The sequence below is a fragment of the Oceanospirillum multiglobuliferum genome (assembly GCF_900167095.1).
Classification (GTDB): domain Bacteria; phylum Pseudomonadota; class Gammaproteobacteria; order Pseudomonadales; family Halomonadaceae; genus Oceanospirillum; species Oceanospirillum multiglobuliferum.
In genome coordinates this window covers 18,107-35,509 of the sequence record NZ_FUXG01000010.1, presented here as the reverse complement: position 1 = coordinate 35,509, position 17,403 = coordinate 18,107, and the positions used below count along the sequence as shown (strand labels likewise).

The 17,403-nt window shown below is 43.7% G+C and carries 11 protein-coding genes; 7 read left to right on the top strand and 4 right to left on the bottom strand.

What is annotated here, in order from left to right; all coding sequences use genetic code 11:
* Positions 1 to 41: 41 nt before the first annotated feature.
* Together B5D26_RS08325 and B5D26_RS08320 are read left to right on the top strand one after the other, a co-directional pair.
* Positions 42 to 1,976, top strand: a complete 1,935-nt coding sequence (locus tag B5D26_RS08325) for a putative nucleotidyltransferase substrate binding domain-containing protein (protein WP_078745277.1) — start codon at positions 42 to 44, stop codon at positions 1,974 to 1,976.
* A 3-nt stretch (positions 1,977 to 1,979) separates the two neighbouring features.
* Positions 1,980 to 2,714, top strand: coding sequence for a 3'-5' exonuclease (locus B5D26_RS08320; protein WP_078745276.1), 735 nt, complete (start codon positions 1,980 to 1,982; stop codon positions 2,712 to 2,714).
* A gap of 53 nt (positions 2,715 to 2,767) precedes the next feature.
* On the opposite strand, the gene B5D26_RS08315 is transcribed toward B5D26_RS08320, so the two are convergent.
* The 3 genes from B5D26_RS08315 to B5D26_RS08305 all read right to left on the bottom strand — a co-directional run bounded on the left by B5D26_RS08315 (position 2,768) and on the right by B5D26_RS08305 (position 8,173).
* A complete protein-coding gene (locus tag B5D26_RS08315) occupies positions 2,768 to 3,865 on the bottom strand; it encodes a response regulator (RefSeq protein ID WP_078745275.1) in 1,098 nt (365 codons plus the stop codon).
* 61 nt (positions 3,866 to 3,926) lie between these two features.
* Positions 3,927 to 5,141, bottom strand: a complete 1,215-nt coding sequence (locus B5D26_RS08310) for an EAL domain-containing response regulator (RefSeq protein ID WP_159445622.1) — start codon at positions 5,139 to 5,141, stop codon at positions 3,927 to 3,929.
* 2 nt (positions 5,142 to 5,143) lie between these two features.
* Complete coding sequence (locus tag B5D26_RS08305; protein ID WP_078745273.1) at positions 5,144 to 8,173, bottom strand: PAS domain S-box protein; 3,030 nt, start codon at positions 8,171 to 8,173, stop codon at positions 5,144 to 5,146.
* 351 nt (positions 8,174 to 8,524) lie between these two features.
* Here B5D26_RS08305 and B5D26_RS08300 point away from each other — a divergent pair, with 351 nt between their 5' ends.
* From B5D26_RS08300 to B5D26_RS08280, 5 genes are all read left to right on the top strand, one after another.
* Positions 8,525 to 9,577 (top strand): BMP family ABC transporter substrate-binding protein, encoded by a 1,053-nt coding sequence (locus B5D26_RS08300; protein WP_078745272.1) that lies wholly within the window; start codon positions 8,525 to 8,527, stop codon positions 9,575 to 9,577.
* A complete protein-coding gene (locus B5D26_RS08295) occupies positions 9,574 to 10,716 on the top strand; it encodes a BMP family lipoprotein (protein ID WP_078745271.1) in 1,143 nt (380 codons plus the stop codon). Before B5D26_RS08300 ends, B5D26_RS08295 begins: the two co-directional genes overlap by 4 nt.
* 7 nt (positions 10,717 to 10,723) lie before the next feature.
* Positions 10,724 to 12,649 (top strand): sensor histidine kinase, encoded by a 1,926-nt coding sequence (locus tag B5D26_RS08290; protein ID WP_078745270.1) that lies wholly within the window; start codon positions 10,724 to 10,726, stop codon positions 12,647 to 12,649.
* A 113-nt stretch (positions 12,650 to 12,762) separates the two neighbouring features.
* On the top strand, positions 12,763 to 13,950 hold the full coding sequence (locus tag B5D26_RS08285) for a pyridoxal phosphate-dependent aminotransferase (protein ID WP_078745269.1): 1,188 nt from the start codon (positions 12,763 to 12,765) through the stop codon (positions 13,948 to 13,950).
* Positions 13,938 to 14,774 (top strand): amidohydrolase, encoded by an 837-nt coding sequence (locus tag B5D26_RS08280; RefSeq protein WP_078745268.1) that lies wholly within the window; start codon positions 13,938 to 13,940, stop codon positions 14,772 to 14,774. The genes B5D26_RS08285 and B5D26_RS08280 overlap by 13 nt, the downstream gene beginning before the upstream one ends.
* A gap of 19 nt (positions 14,775 to 14,793) precedes the next feature.
* Here the strand turns inward: B5D26_RS08280 and B5D26_RS08275 are convergent, their stop codons facing one another.
* The gene (locus B5D26_RS08275) at positions 14,794 to 17,385 is read right to left on the bottom strand and encodes an EAL domain-containing protein (RefSeq protein WP_139776630.1); all 2,592 of its coding nucleotides are present in this window, start codon (positions 17,383 to 17,385) and stop codon (positions 14,794 to 14,796) included.
* Positions 17,386 to 17,403: the final 18 nt, after the last annotated feature.

Below are 17,403 nucleotides of genomic sequence, written 5' to 3'. Positions count from 1 at the left end.
TTGCGAATTTCCCCAAACAAGTGGGGTGTTGAGGTGCTGCTATGGAAGTCGAACAGATAGAAATTTTTGAGTGCCTTCGACGCTTTGTGCCTTTCAAAAGCTTACCGGAAGAGGTGCTTGCAGAGGCCAGCCGTCAAGTTGAAATAGCCTATTACAAAGCTGGCAGCCAAATTTTGGAGTTTGGTGACACCATTTCAGATCTCTGTTTTGTTCGTAGCGGTGCAGTTGAAATTTATCGCCGTAATGGTGACTTATACAACCGCCTGAGCGAGGGTGGTTTATTTGCTTATCAAAGCCTTTTGATGAGGCAGAAAGTACGGTTTCCAGTAAAAGCGATTGAAGACAGCTTGATCTACTTTCTGCCTGAGTCAGTCTTTCGGCCAATCTTTGATGAGCATGAAGAGTTTGCCGATTTTTTCGAGGTTGGAGATCAATCCCGTTTGCGTCAGGCCGTTTCAAAGCGAGACGATGCGAATGTATTGCTAACGTCTCGTATTACAACGTTGATTAGCCGAGAACCAGTTTTGATCTCTTGTATGGCAACTGTTCAGCAGGCGGCTCAGTTGATGACTGATGAAGGTGTTTCCTGTTTGCTGATTCTACAGCCTGAGGCCAGTGATCCTAGTGAGTCCGAGGGGATATTTGACTATCGTCAGGCTATGGTTTCGGCATCGGACGGCAGTGAGCATAAGGTATGCGGTATTATTACAGACCGTGATCTAAGAACTCGGGTGGTTGCACAGGGATTACCGTTTGATACATCGGTTGACGAGATCATGTCTCAGAGGCTTGTGATGATTAATAGCGATGAGTATATCTTTGAAGCCATGCTTACCATGCTGCGCACCAATGTGCATCACCTGCCCGTGCTGAAAAAAGGTCGCCCTGTCGGTGTGATCGCCTTGTCTGATCTTGTGCGTTATGAATCTCGCAATAGTCTCTTTGTAGTGAGCAGTATCTTTCGCCAACAAACGGTGGAGGAGTTGGCAGCATTACAAACGGATGTACAGGCAAGTTTTGTTCGGATGGTGAATGAAGATGCCAACTCACGCATGGTGGGATCGGCAATGGCCGTCATTGGTCGGAGCTTTAAACAGCGTTTATTAGAACTGGGAGAGGAGCAGTTCGGCCCACCTCCTATTCCTTACTGCTTTTTGGCTTTGGGTTCTATGGCTCGGGGTGAGCAACTGATTGTCACCGATCAGGACAATGCCATTATTCTGGATGACAGTTTCAATCCTGAAAAGCATGATGAGTATTTTGCTAAATTGGCAAAATTTGTCAGTGATGGCTTAGCGGCTTGTGGCTACAGCTACTGCACTGGTGAGGTTATGGCGACTAATCGCCGATGGCGTCAGCCTAAGTCTGTTTGGGAGCAGTATTTTGTTGATTGGATTGATAATCCAACGCCCGAGTCTTTACTGCACAGTAATATTTTCTTTGATCTGGATGGAGTTTGGGGACGTACCGAATGGGCTGACCAATTACAGGGATTAATTAGTCGTCGAGCACGGCGCAGCCAGCGTTTTTTAGCCTGCATGGCGCGTAATGCCTTGAATAGAACGCCGCCTTTGGGCTTTTTTAAAACCTTTGTTATGGAGCAAGATGGTCAACATAAGAATGCCATTAACCTAAAACGCCGTGGTACAGCGCCATTGGCGGATCTTATTCGGGTGCATGCTTTGGCGGTTGGCTCTCGTGCGCAAAACTCTTTTGATCGACTAGATGATGTAGTTGAAGCAAAAATTCTACCACCGGATCGAGGCCCAGACTTGAGAGATGCAATGGAGTTTATCTCTATGGTGCGTATCCGTCATCAGGCCTTAAACATTGAGAGTAAACAGGCACCAGATAATAATATTAAGCCGGAAAACCTATCGCATTTTGAGCGGCGTAATCTGAAAGAAGCATTTCAGATTTTGAGTGATGCTCAGAAGTTTCTGAAGTTCCGCTACCAACCCAACCGGGCGAATTAAACGATGTTACACCTGATTCCAGATCAGAATAGACGTAAAAAAGTGTCAACTGAGTGGCCAGAGCGCTTTCAACAGCTGGCTGAGCAAGCACAGCATCCATTACTGAAAGATTTTTACAGCGAAGGTTGTGTAGCTCCAGATACAGCGTTAGATCAGGTGCCTTTTGTTGCGATGGATTTTGAAACCACAGGGCTCAATCCACAAAAGAATGGCATTGTTAGTATTGGGTTGGTGCCTTTTACGTTGCAGCGTATCTACTGCGGTCAGTCACGGCACTGGATTCTGGACCCTGGCAAGCCGTTAAGGGCAGAGTCTGTTGTTATCCATGGTATTACGCACTCCGACATTGATGAGGCTCCAGACTTGAGTAAAGTGCTGCCTCAACTTTTGCAAGCATTGAAGGGGCGCATAGTGGTTGTGCATCATCGAGGGATTGAACAGCCGTTTCTCAATGCAGCTCTTAAAGCGAGACTTGGCGAGGGGTTAATGTTTCCTGTCGTTGATACAATGGAGTTGGAGGCTCGTTTGCATCGCCACCATCCGTTGAGCTGGATTGCCCGTTTGATTGGCCGCAAGCCTGTGTCGATTAGACTTGCAGACAGTCGTACCCGTTATAACTTACCTTTTTACACTCCGCATCATGCGCTGACTGATGCGCTTGCTTCGGCAGAACTGTTGCAAGCGCAAGTTGCCGACCGTTTTAAGGCAAGCGACCCTATTAGCCTGATTTGGCATTGATTCTGTATTTTTAGCGATCAACTTTACAGGGTCGCCTTTCTTAAATATTGGTCTTATTGCACAGCAATACGGATTTTCTCGGCTAGCTCTTTTAATGCCGTGCTGGCCTGCTGTAATCCTTCGTCAGCGCTATCCATATCGTTTAAGCTTTTCTCAATAACTTGGGTAAAGTAGTCCTCTTGCTCAAGCGTTAAATCAAGGGCATGAAAACTAGAGCGCACCTCTAATATCAGGTTGTTAATTTGTGACTTCATACGCCCTTCGTGCCCAGCAATTTGCTCGCTCATTTGGTCAATAATAAACTGCACAGTATCGAGTACAGACTTTAAAGTGTGCTCACGCTCTAGATCTAGGTATTTGGCTTCTAGCCCTTCGATAATAACGGCGGTGACATCTCGCAAACGGCCGTAATTAATTTCATCATCCATCGGCATATTTTTAATGAGGAAGGAGACATGATGGTCATTTAAAATGGTGCGGTTATCAAAATCATATAGGCGCCCGACCCCGCGCAACAGTTCAAAGATATTTTCCTCTATCGGGCTGCATTGCCAATTAACCTGATCGTAAGAGCGTACAACGCGCCCATGAAAGTGCAGGCAAGTGACTAAATTAAGGTTCTGCATCATCTCAAAGAAGTGCTTCGCTAATTCATCAAGCGATTTGCACTGCATACTGTTTTTGAAGAACTGTAAGACATGACCGTATTGGGCGGCTTCTGCCATCGACTGAAATGCCATGGTTCTAGAAAAAGCTTCTTGGTCTTTTAAGCTGCGCTTGTTGATTTGGTATAAACCAACTGCGTGCACTTTTGCCTGTAACTCTTTCATTTCAAATGGCTTGGCTACAAAGTCATCGCCGCCTGCATCATAAGCTCGCAAGCGTTCTTCAAGTGAGTTGTGGCCGGAGACAAAAATTACAGAGAAGTCGTGGCTATATTCTTGCTTTAGCTCTTGGCAAAGCTCAATGCCTGTTTTATCAGGCATATTAATATCAAGTAGAACAATGTCTGGTTTGTGCTCAGAGAATAGTGCTATAGCCTCGTTGCTGCTAGTTGCGCTGAAAATATCATAGTCATCTTCAAGCATCTCTCCAACTAACTCACAGTGCATCTCATCATCATCAACAATTAATAAAGTTAACTCATTCATTATTCAGATCCTTCTTAATGTTTAAATGCCGAATTGTTTACTGAGCCACTATGGCTTAGATTTAGCTGCTCTTTTTTAAATACTCTAATGCCCACTGCTGAAAGGCATGGCTAGGTAGTGCTCTGCTGTAAAGATAGCCTTGGCCTATATCACAACCACTGTCTTTCAAAAACTGTTCGCAGGCTTGACTTTCTATACCCTCAGCGACACAGCGCACGCCCAACTGTTTAGCTAAGGCAACTGATGACTCTACTATCACTCTTGATATAGGACTGCTGAGCGCATGCATGACAAAGCTTTTATCAATCTTGATTTCATTAAACGGGAGTCGATCTAACTGAGCTAATGAAGAATAGCCCGTGCCAAAATCATCTAGTGATAAGTAAAAGCCTTTTAAGCGTAGTCTAGTGATTGTATCTAGAGTAGGTTGATTGCTTTCTAAGGAGATACGTTCGGTTATTTCAAAAGTAATATGACTGCTATTGACAGGATACTCTTGTAGTAGGTCTGTCATTAACTGGGGCAAATTAAGCTGATTTAAATAAGCCGCTGATAAGTTGATGGATACCTGTATATCAGGCAAACCTGCCTCTCTCCAACTGATCATCTGTTTGAGTGTTTGTTCGATCACCGACTTGGTCATAGGTAAAATAAGTTGTTGGCTTTCGATGATAGGCAAAAAATGATCGGGCATAATAATTTGACAACCATAATGCCAGCGCACTAGAGCTTCTACGCCGTGGAGCAAACCTGACTCTAAGTTGATCTGTGGTTGAAAATAGGGGATAAAAGCACCAGCGGCTAAGCCTGACTCAATATCTTGAATACTAAAATATTGAGCGTGTAGGCTACTCTGTTTTGGTTTGCTAGTAGGCATTGTTGAGGCTTGAGGCTGTTGTAATAAAGCCTGTAGCTCTTGTAGAGCAAAAGGCTTGGAGAGCACACCTGCTACAGGAATTGAGAGCTGTTGAGCCAGTCGTTTAGCGCCTTCTATCACGGTTTGCTCAAACCCAGACATTAAGATCAACTGTGGCTTTTTTTCGAAGTGCTCTAAAAAATGTATAACCTCTATACCGTCGATGTTGGGCATGGAGAGATCTAGTGCAATAAGGTCGTACTGGTCAATATCTTTAAGCATGGCAAGATCGGTTAGCTCAGCCATATAATCTGACTGTAGACCGCATAGATCTGCAATATTTGTGATTAGCTCACAAATATCCTCTTCATCATCAATAATTAATAAATGTTGTGCTCTGATCTCTGAAATAATAGTCATGGTCATTCCTTGTTTTTAGGCCAGTCCCAAGATGACAGCACTTTTAGCAGATCTTGCCGACCAAAAGGCTTTTTCAACAAGTGGCATGACACTTTACGTGCATCTATGACACTAATATTTTCAGAATAGCCTGAGGCTAAGATAATACGTAAATTTGAACGTTGCTCTTTGGCCCAATGAGCCAGTGCAACACCGTTCATAGACCCCGGCATAATGATGTCTGACAACATGAGTGAAAAGTTATGCTGGCCGCTTTGAATAACCTGTATTGCCTGATCTGCACTGGACGCTTCTGTTACGACAAATCCGAATGAACTCACCATTTCAGATAGCGCTGAGCGAATATCTTCTTCATCATCAACAACTAAAGCTTGAGTGCCTTCTGGTACTTTTAGTTCTGGTATTAGATGTGCTTCGTCTTGTGTCTCTATTTTTTCGGTGGTTTTATCTTGTTCAAGAACAGGCAACCATATTTGAAATGACGAGCCTTTACCCTCGATTGACTCAAGGTCTAAAAAGCCCCCACTGCGTTTAGCAAAGCCATACACCATGCTCAAGCCAAGCCCTGTACCTTTACCCTTATCTTTTGTGGTAAAGAAGGGATCAAATATCTGCTCTCTAATTTCTTGAGGTATTCCTGTACCTGTATCTTGTACCCGTACACAAACATAGCGGCCTGCTTGTCGGTCTCGAGTCATGAGTACATGATCTTCCGATAGCGTGTGTTGGCTAGTTTTAATCGTAAGGGTTCCTTGCCTCTCCATTGCATCGCGGGCATTAATTGCTAAGTTGATCAGCACATCTTCAAAATCGCCACGATCAATCAATACAGTAGGTGTGCTGTGATCAAGCTCTAATAGAATTTGAATGTTATTAGTTAAAGATTTACTCATAAACTCAACTAAATCAGAAATAACATCATTAACTTGCAATGGCTCACTACTAATTTGTTGCTGACGAGAGAACTGCATTAACTTGTGAGTTAGGCTTGTCGTTCGAGTGGTTGCTTTAAATATGGCTTGGATATGCTTTTGAGCTTTATCTTGATTAACAAGCTTTAGCTCCAGCAGCTCCGTATGCCCACGAATGATATTGGTAATGTTGTTGAAGTCATGGGCTATGCCACCGACGAGTTGCCCAATCGCTTCCATTTTTTGCTTCTGACGTAGGCTTTGCTCAATGCGTTTTTTCTGAGTGATATCTAATGCCACCATTAATATCGCTTCTCTGTTAGAAAGCGTTATGGCGTGGGAGTGGATTTCAACATCAATTATTTCGCCGGAGTGTTTTTGCATTTTGGTTTCAAGCACGTGGTAGTCATGTTGCTTTTGTGCATTAGCAGAAACAATGTTGTGGATATCGAGCACACAAGAGGGGGGGACTAGATCATAGATGCCTTTCTTTGCGATCTCTTCTTTTGAATAGCCAAACTCTTTTGTTGCGGCATCGTTAACAGAGATGAACTGAAAGCTCTCTTGATCAAAAGCAAGCATTGGCATTGGGCTGTCAAAAAACAGTAGTCTGAACTGCTCTTCTTGTAGCGCCAATGCAGACTGTATACGTTGCCGTTGATTACTCAAGACTAGGATATGTAGATAATTGGCAACTTCACGGGCAAAGTTAAATTGATCTTCTTGCCAAAGCACAGGGTTGCTTTCTTCAATGACGAGAAAACCTATTAATTGGCCCTCTTTAATAATGCCCGCGCTCATTAAAGTCTGTACTTTATTCCTCTGATAATAATCAGAAGAGAGAAAGTGAGATGAGTTTTTCGACTCGCTTAAATTGCCAAGTGCTAAAACCTGCACCTGCTCTATTTGCCGAACAAACGGGTTTTTACTGGTTAAAATAAGCGGTAAACACTCGCTATAAGCAGATTGATTCAGGTCAATCTGACAGAGGTTTCTGAATATTGGACTATTCTCCTCTGCCAGCCAGATTCCAACACGTAGTACTTGTAATGTCTCAGCTGTTAGCTCGCAGATTTGTTGTACCAGCTGTGCAAAAGGCGCTTGTTCTTGAGTGGCCATACGGGCAATTCTTAAGGTGCTGCGAATCTGTTTTTGAATTCTTTTTTCCCGTGCTTGCTGATGGGCTTTAGACTCGTCATTACGCCTTAGGTCTTGCAATGTAATATTGAACTGCAAACTCTCATCTTCAATAAGGGGTTGAGTATTTGCCCGTATAGACAGTGCAATGCCTTGCCTAGTATAGGCTTTAAGTTCCTGTAAACTTTTTTCCTGTTCTAAATGGTGTAGGCTCAGCTTTATTTTTGGGATGAAACGAGCAATATGTTGCCCTACAAGTTTGTTTTCTGGATAGCCTAATAGTTGCTCTGTTGCGGCATTGCACTGTTGAATTGTGCCGTCAACATCAGTAATAACGTGGGGTAAAACGCTGTGGTCAAAAAAAGGTTTGAATTGTTCAAGTTTAGGTTCTGAAATTGGAATAGATTGACTGTTATTGATTGATGTATGTGAATTGCCCAAAAGTCCCTTTTGGTCGAGCAGTAACAAGTTCATACAAAAGGAGATAAATGGCTCTATATGTTCAATCATGCTGGCGTAATAGGGCGTATCTCTGCCAGCAAGAATAAGTACACCTTTATGTAGGCCCATGCTGCTTTGTAGTGGAATAACAGCCACACGCCCCAATGAGTGCCATAAAAGTGTTGATTTAAAGGCTGTTAATACTGCACATGAGGTGTTTGCAAACAATGGCTCTGTACGGCAGAGTTCAGGCTGAAACACATGGCTGATTTTTGTCAAATGTGGCTCGATCTGTTTTTTTACACCTTCGTATCCTGCGTGATATTGCCAATACAGCTGATTACTCTTTGCACCGCTACAATCTGCCCCTCTGTTGTTTGGTAACAGAAATGCAGATTGGCTATCTGACAGTCTAATCATTGTCTGTAATACACTTAAAATGAGATCTGCTGTAGCAGTATCTTCCATAAACTGCTGGAGTAGCTTTTGCAGCTCAAGTGTAGGCTCTAGTATGGTTGATGGTGTCATAGTGGCCGTTGTCATAATGCAAATCCTTGCAGTAGCGTTCGTCTATCACCTTCGGAAGGAGCTTTGGTTGTTAGATCAATCATTACTTAAGAATTAGGCGATGTTTTGCTTATTTGCAAAGTTCTCTGTGAATTTGATTGGCCAATATTTCTCGGCAGACAAAAGTGCGGAGTTCAGAGCGAAACAGTATTAGGACTCAGTGTTATATAATGTACTTAATCAAAAGGTTAGCTTGATTGTTTTATTTTTTGCATACTTGCAGGAGTAGAATATTATTAACCTCTGATCATGGGCTATGCTTATGACAGTTCAGCAGTCTAATCAGATGACTGCTTTTCTTGTGCGTTATTGTGGTGGGACTCACTTATGAACGCTTTGCAGTCATTGAAATGGTTGTGTTTTTGCCTCTCTTTTATGTTGCTACAGGCTTGTAGCGACGAGCCGTCTGCGGTTAAAGATGCGCAGTCAATGTCTACAACTACAACAATGAGTAGAGATCATAGTGCCGTACCTACTGCTCAAGGTGGCTTAGCGTTATTGGCCTTGTTTCCACAAACCATTACAAGCTCAGCTTGGAATCAAGGTGGTTACCAAGGTGCTACAAAGTTGACAGCTTCTTTGGGTATGCCCTTTCATTATTTAGAGTCAGTACAGTTTTCAGATGTTGAGCGCTTTAAAGCGGAGGTTGGTGCGGAGATTAAGCGACATAATATTCGCTTGGTGCTGGCGCATGGCGGGCAGTTTGTTAATGCAACCTCTGAGTTAGCAAAAGCTTTTCCAAGAGTAAACTTCATTGTAAACAGTGACTGTGCCGGTAATAACATCAATTTAGGTTGTTTGTCTTTTGATTGGGATGAACTAGGGCAGCTAACAGGTATTGCTGCAGGTTTAAAGAGTCGCACAGGGCAGATCGGTTTCATTGGCGGTATGCGATTGAATATTTTGCAACAAATGGCACAAGGTATTCGCCATGGAGCCCAGCATATTAACCCTAATATCGAGCTGACAGAGGTTTATCTCAATAGCTGGAGCGATGATACCCAAGCACTGATTGAAGCAGAAAAAATGATCAAAAAAGGTGTTGATGTTGTCGCGATCAATGCTGACCCTGCCAGTTTGAAGCTTTACCCGATCTTTGCTCAAGCTGGTATCGCAATTATCGGACGAGATTTGCAGCTATATGCAGATAAGCCAGCAACGCTATTGGCCAATGTTAGATTAGAAACCAGTCGTCTAATTGAATATGGTTTAAGCCAAATATTACAAGGCCGCTGGGAGGGTAAGTTGTATCGCTTTGGTATAGATGATCAAGTGCAGCAGGTTGAACTAACATCCGGAGCGCTGGAACCAGAGAAACAACAGCGCTTTGATACTCTTGCCCAACAATTACTCAGTCGACAGCTGGAGCTGACACATTGAACTTGATTACGATGACGTCGCCTAAAAATAAGCTTTCTGCATTGTTTACTGCAAGCCTGATTTGCAAGTTTTTGATGCTGTTTGGTGTGTTGTTACTAGTGCAAGGCTGTAGCGAACCAGCAGAACACAAGAAGGTTGACAGAGGCGCGCCAAACCAGAACCAGATGCACGTGCTAGTTCTTGTGCCTCAATATCCTGATACCGACAATTGGAGTGCCCAAGGGCAAGAAGGCGCGCATAGAATAGAACAGCAGTTAAATGCTCAAGTAACACTATTAACGGGCACAGATCCTAAAAAACTATCACAGGACAAGCTCTTAGAGCTGATTAGTCCGAGTTTAACGTCTGGCGTACAGCTTATTGTGGGGGTTGGTGGTCAGTATGAGGGTTTTTTACGCTTTTTAGCATCAGAGCACCCCTATGTACGCATGGCTATTGTAGGGGAGACAGAAGGTAATCAGCGGAATTTTGGTGCAGTTGCAGGCCGATTTGATGATATAGGCTATATATTAGGTGTTGTTGCGTATCAGGATTTAATGAGGCAAAGCTTTGCTGCTGTTAGAGCTGAGGATACTGCTCACAATCAATCGAAGCAGCTGACAGTTGGCTTTATAGGTGGAATTCCATTTAAGTCTTATCAGAAAATGGCGCAAGCCTTTGATAATGCGGTTAATGGATACGATCAAACTGTTGATGTGATAGTAGACTGGGTTGGTAGCTTTGCAGCCCCAGATCTTGCCTATCAGAAAGCCAAAATATTATTAGACCAAGGTGTCCAAGTTTTATTGATCAATACAGGGATGGGAAATGCTGTTATTGCAGAGCTGATTAAGCAATACCCTGATAGGCGTCTGTTATTAGTGGATACAGACGAGCGTAGCCATTGGAATCCTGAGCAAGTTCTAGCAACAGGCATTATTGATGTAGCCGAGCTGATCAGCAACAGCGCTAAAAAGGTCAGTGCAGGACATTGGTATGGCCAGCAAGAATGGTTTAGTTTCAAAGAGAACGTGGCGTTGGTGAAACTCAACTCTAACTTGGTTGACCTAGAACAGCGGCAAAATATATTTATGATTATTGATCAGCTTAGTCAAGGTTTACTGGTGCCAGTAAACTCTTCTCAGCCAGTAACTAAGTAGGCTGTATATGAGTAGTATTCGTAAGCAGCTCTTGGCGGGCAGCGTATTGTTAACCTTAGTATCGGTATTAATGACCTTTACGTTAACCATGCCTGTCAGTTTTTCTGCTCTGGATACGCAAGCTAGGGCACAGGTTCACCAAAGTAGCCAGTTAGCAGGTGAGACAGTTAAGATATTTTGGGATGAAGTCGTTCGTAGTATGAATTTGCTGGCAAGGATCAGAGGTTTTGCAGAGCTAGAGCCAGAGCAAGCATTTCCTTTGATCGAAGCCTTAAGCCGTCAAAATAGTGCCTTTGAGTTGGTGGCCCTTTACGATAAAGAGGGGAATGTGATTGCTCAAACGAGCCTGTACGGTAAAAAATCTGCACCCAATGTCAGCAGTGAAAACTTTTTTCGCAGATCTTTGAATCGACATGAAGAGTTTGTCTCTGCACCAACCTATCTCCCTGATTTAGATGCCCACTTTGTGCAGCTGTCTGTGCCTGTGCGTGATCAGCAAGATAAGGTAAACGGCGTCTTAGTCGCCAGTATTAATCTTCAGCCTTTACGTTATCGCTTAGCTCAAGTGAGCAATACTATTGGTGGCACCACTTATCTGGTTGATGGTCAATATCAGCTAATTGCGTCGGGCAGTAAAATTGACTCTGCGATGTTAGCCTCAGTTCGAAAGGTTTTAACTCAACCCGCATTGCAAAAACAGCTACAGATCTCTGGTCATGCCGCTTTAGATCTATACAGCGGTATCGAAGGCGACAAGGTCTTGGGTAACTTATACCGAGTATTTGGTACGCCTTGGACGGTTGTTGCCGAAGTGTCTTATGACAAAGTGCTCGCACCCATTCATAAAATTATCTACCTCTCTTTAGGGGGGGCACTCGTTGCAATGTTGATAGTATTCTGGGTCAGCAGGGTGCTAACACGTCGAATTACTGAGCCTTTGCAAATGCTAACCCATGCGGCTAAGCAGGTCAGTCAGGGAGAGTATCAACCGAAACTTGAGATTCACTCACCTGTTGAGTTTGTACTCTTATCTGAAGCTTTTAATGATATGGCGATGCAAGTGAAAGAGGCGATAGAGAGTTTGCAAAAGCTGAACGATGAACTAGAGCATCGAGTGAGTGAGCGCACCAAAACTTTATCTGAAACACTTTCCTATCTACAACGAACGCAAAGTGAGCTAATTCAACGGGAGAAAATGGCGGCCTTAGGTGAGCTCGTAGCAGGGGTTGCCCATGAAATTAATACGCCGATAGGTATTTGTGTTACCGCTTCATCTCATATTGCACATGATCTAAAACAGCTTAAAAATGCATTGGAGACGCAAAACCTCACCGCATCAATGCTACAAGAGTTTATTGAAGACACCGATAATGCATTGGCATTAATGAGCAGCAACTTACATCGAGGCTCTCAGCTAATTAACGATTTCAAAAAAGTCGCCGTTGATCAGTCTCATGATGATGTGCGTGCCTTTTTGTTAGTAGAGTATGTACGCGCAGTGGCGAACTCTTTAACCCCAAGTTTGAAAATGAAAAAACACAAAGTGTTAGTTGAGGGTATAGAGGAATTAGAGGTAGTGCACAACCCTGGGGCATTCTCTCAAATCATTACCAACTTGATCATGAACTCTGTTATTCACGGTTTTGGTGAGCGGGCTGAAGGGCTTATTCACATTCAAGTTCAAGACAGTGAACGTGCAGATGAGGTTGTGGTTGAGTACAGTGATAATGGCGCAGGGATGGATCAAGAGCAGTGTGAAAAAGTGTTTAATCCATTCTATACCACACGCAGAGGGGCAGGGGGGAGTGGATTAGGTGGCAATATTATTTTTAACCTTGTTACACAAGTCTTAAAGGGGACGATTGAGGTGCATAGTGAAATTGGTCAAGGGGTGCATTTCACGATACGTTTCCCTCGCTCGCTGGTGAGTTAGCCATACTTATAAGGCAGGGCATAATTGTTATAACTCAATAGGCTTTTCCCGATCTATAATGGCCCATTTCAAATGCTAATCATCTGGCTTTTTAGAGTTGAGTTATCGCCATTATGCACAGTTCTGACACCCTGCACTCAGTAACCCCATTTCACTATCCTACAACTAAGCTACCTAAAGTAGGCACGACTATCTTTTCAGTTATGTCACAGTTAGCGGCTCAACATGGCGCGATTAATCTATCTCAAGGCTTTCCCGACTTTGAAGGCCCAGAAGCGTTACGTGAGCGTGTCACTTATCACATGGCGCATGGTGCAAATCAATATGCACCAATGACAGGTATGCCATCTCTAAGAGAGGCCATTGCCGAGAAAGTAGAGCGCTTGTATGGTTGTCAGGTGGATGTCGAAACTGAAGTAACGGTTACATCAGGCGCTACAGAGGCTATTTTTGCAGCAATTAGTGCGGTAGTGCGTGCTGGTGATGAGGTGATTGTTTTTGATCCGTGCTACGACTGTTATGAGCCTGCTATTGAAATTAATGGTGGCATCTGTCGTCACTTACCTTTGACCTTACCTGAGTTTAATATTGATTGGCAGTTACTAAAAAGCAGCCTAACTCCCCGTACACGCATGATCATTGTTAATACACCGCATAATCCAAGTGGTGCAACTTTGAGTAAAGCCGATCTGGATCAGTTGGCTGATTTAGTGCGTGACACACATATTCTGTTATTAGGGGATGAGGTCTATGAGCATATAGTTTTTGATGATCAGCCGCATAACAGCTTGCTGACTCATGCCGAGTTAGCGGCTCGTAGCTTTGTTGTATCTTCTTTTGGCAAAACGTATCACACAACAGGATGGAAGGTGGGCTACTGTATTGCGCCTGCACCTTTATCTGTTGAGTTGCGAAAAGTGCATCAGTATCTGACTTTTAGTACCGCAACGCCTTTACAGTTAGCTATTGCCGACTACATGAAAAAAGACCCTCACTATACCAATGAGCTGCCTGCATTTTATCAACAAAAAAGAGACCTATTTTGCGCCTTAATTCGTGACTCAGGTTTTAGTTTTACACCTGCAAAGGGTACTTATTTTCAGTTGGTTGACTATAGTGCCGTTAGTGACCTTGATGATGTAAGTTTTGCGCGTTGGTTAACGGTAGAAAAAGGGGTGGCAGCAATACCCGTGTCAGTTTTTTGTGCAGAGCCTAATCCTAGCATGAAATTGGTACGGTTTTGCTTTGCCAAAGGCGCTGATACATTAAACCAAGCAGGAGCACGCTTATGTCAACTTTAGGCTCATCTCTAACACTAAGTACTGTGGCTGAATCATTGCGCGTTAGTTTGGTTCAATCTGATCTGCACTGGCATCAACCTGAGCTGAATCGGCAGATGTTTACGGAAAAGCTGGCAGTGCTTAAAGGCCAGACTGATCTGATTATTTTGCCTGAGATGTTTACCACAGGCTTTACCATGCAGCCTGAATCTGTTGCAGAGCCTGAAAATGGGGTTACGTTGGACTGGATGTTAGCGCAAGCAAAAAGCTTGAATGCAGCGCTTTGTGGTAGTGTGGTAGTGAAGTCTAACCAAGGCTTCCACAATCGTTTTTACTGGGTGCAACCGGATGGCCTGCATCACTCTTATGACAAGAGACACCTGTTTCGTATGGCAGGTGAGCACCAGTTTTACTGTGCAGGAGAGTCGGCTCTAGTTATTGAGTATATGGGCTGGCGAATCTTTCCACAGATCTGTTATGACCTACGTTTTCCTGTCTGGAGTCGTAATCATGGGCAATATGATCTAGCGATCTATGTTGCTAACTGGCCTGAAGTACGTAGACACCCCTGGCAGGTATTGCTACAAGCTCGTGCGATTGAAAACCTGTGCTATGTAGCGGGCGTCAACAGGGTAGGTACTGATGCGAATCAACTGCCTTACAGTGGTGATTCTGCCTTAATTGATTTCAAAGGGCATTCTCAAATATCAGCAGATGCAGGTATTGAGTTTATTCAAACAGCAGCTTTGTCAAAAAGCGCGTTGTCTGATTTTAGAACAGCCTTCCCTGCATTTAGTGATGCTGACAACTTTACTTTAGATAAGGTAAAGCCTGCTCAAAAGTGATCAATATTTACACTAGAAGCTAAGCCGATATAGGCTTAGTCTCTAGTGGATTCCATTCTGTAGCCAACCAGTCATGAGCTTGTTCTTTTGTTGATGGCTTTGCAAAAAAGTAACCTTGTCCTTGGTGACAACCGTGGTCTCGCAGATAATCAAGTTGTTCTTGAGTTTCAATACCTTCTGCAACAACCCTTAAGCCTAAGCCCTGCGCCATAGCTATGATAGTAGAAACCAAACGTGCATCATCAGCGTTAACTGCAATGTCGGTAACAAAGCTACGGTCAATTTTTAGTTCGTCTAGTGGTAAACGTCGCAAGTAGCTGAGAGAGGAGTAGCCTGTGCCAAAATCATCAATGGAGATGTTAGAGCCTGCGGACCTTAGGTTATGCAAAATTTCTGCAATACGATCAGCTTGTTCTGGAATGAAGCAGCTTTCTGTCACTTCAAACTCTAACCAACTGGCTTGTGCTCCTGTTTCTTTTAATACTCTGTGTACTGTTTGGCTGATATCGCCTTTCATTAATTGTTGAGCAGAAATATTAATGGCGACAGGCTTGATCTTAAGTCCTTCTTTATGCCACTTAACTTGTTGCATGCAAACGCGCTCTAGCACCCATTCACCTAACATGCTAATTAAGCCTAAACGCTCAGCAACAGGGATAAACTCAGCAGGTGAAATCTGCTGCTCACTGTAGCTATCATACCAGCGCAGCAGGGCTTCAAAGCTGAGCAATTCACCCGTTTTCAGGTCTATTTTTGGTTGATAGTGTAGATCAAAGCTTTGTTCTTTTATTGCCTTGCGCAATCGGGTTTCGATGGTTAGTTCTCGTACCGAGTCATGGTGCAGTGATGCCGTATAGCGATGGTAGCTACCTCGACCATCTGCCTTGACCCTATACATTGCAACATCGGCATTTTTAATCAGCTCGTCAGGTGTTTTGCCATCATCAGGAAAGATGCTAATGCCGATACTTGAAGAAACATATAGTTCATGACTACCCACCGCTATTGGTTCACTGATAGCCTGATTAATACGCTCAGCTAGAACCATTAAGCCGTCAATGGATTCTACTTCAGGCACCATCACGGTAAACTCATCGCCACCTAAGCGTGCAACAGAGTCTCCCTCTCGCACAGTATGCGCTAAGCGCCCAGCAACTACTTTGAGTACTTCATCACCCATTAAATGACCCAGTGAGTCATTGATGCGTTTGAACATGTCTAAATCAAGAAATAGAACGGCCAAACGGTGTTTATGGCGATGTGCATTGGCGATTGCTTGCTCAAGCCGATCTTGGAACAATCTTCTATTAGCGACGCCAGTTAAATCATCAAAAAAAGCTAAACGACGAATCCGTTCCTCATCCTTCTTGCGGTCTGTGATGTCACTGAAAATGGCCGCAAACTGACACACTTGGCCATCGTCATCATAAATGGCCGTAATCGTTAGCCACTCAGGATAAACTTGCCCATTTTTTCGACGATTCCAGATCTCCCCCTGCCAATAACCATTGCGGTATAGTTCATCCCACATATGCTGGTAGAAATCACCTGAGTGGCGGCCAGAGCTGAGGAGTTGAGGGGTATGACCGATAGCTTCTTCAGCACTGTAGCCAGTGACCTGAGTAAACTTAGGGTTGACCGACTGAATAACGCCTTTTGGGTTGGTGATAATGATGCCATCAAGACTTGCTTCAATGACTCGTTGAGCAAGACGAAGGTGGGTTGTTGATGATTTTAAAGCCTCATCTCTGGAGTGTAAGGCATCTTGCAAGCGATTGACGTATTCGTATTCAACGCTTTCTAATATATCGGCATAAGATAGAATGCCAACAAGCTTGCCAATATTGTTTACCACCCCTAAATGTCTAAAACCTTTGCGTTTTAGTAGGTTACTGGCTTGTAATAAACCTGTTTCTTCATCAACAGAGTACAAACGGTTATCGCAAACATCTCTTAGGCAGTCACCTTTCACATCATTGGCTAGCCAGCGTACGATATCTCGCTCTGTGATAATGCTGTATTGCTCGGATCTGCCAACACGTACTGCGGCTGAGTCTCGTTGTTCTTCACGTAAGCGTGATACCGCTTCACTGAGAGAAAGATGGTCATCTAAAATGAGCGGCACATGTTTTAAAGCAGAGCGCACATTACGCATACAAAGGTAATGCTCTAATCCTTGATAGTGGATTACATCACTTTGTGATACCACGCCCATAGGTTCAGCATTTTCATCAATAACTAAAAAATGACGTCGACGCTGCTGTTTAAATTTGAGTGCGACCTCGCTGAGGCTGGTGGTATCCAAAACAGTTTCAACAGGCGCACTCATAAAATCGCTAATGGGGCGAGTGCCGATGCTTTTATCTGAGAAGTCTAACTTGCGTGCATCAGCCTCTGTCCATATGCCTATAGGTGTGCCTGCACTCATGATTAGAATAGAACTTACATGGTGCTTTTCCATCTGCTTTGCAGCGTCTATCAAGCGCGCATCTGGGGAGCAGCTCAACAGACTATGATGTATTACCTCACCGACAGGTACATCTGTGGTAAACGTCATACGCTGTAGATAGTTTGGTTGCACCTGAGTACGCTGCTTCAATTCAAACACCATCAAATTCTCCTGCACTAG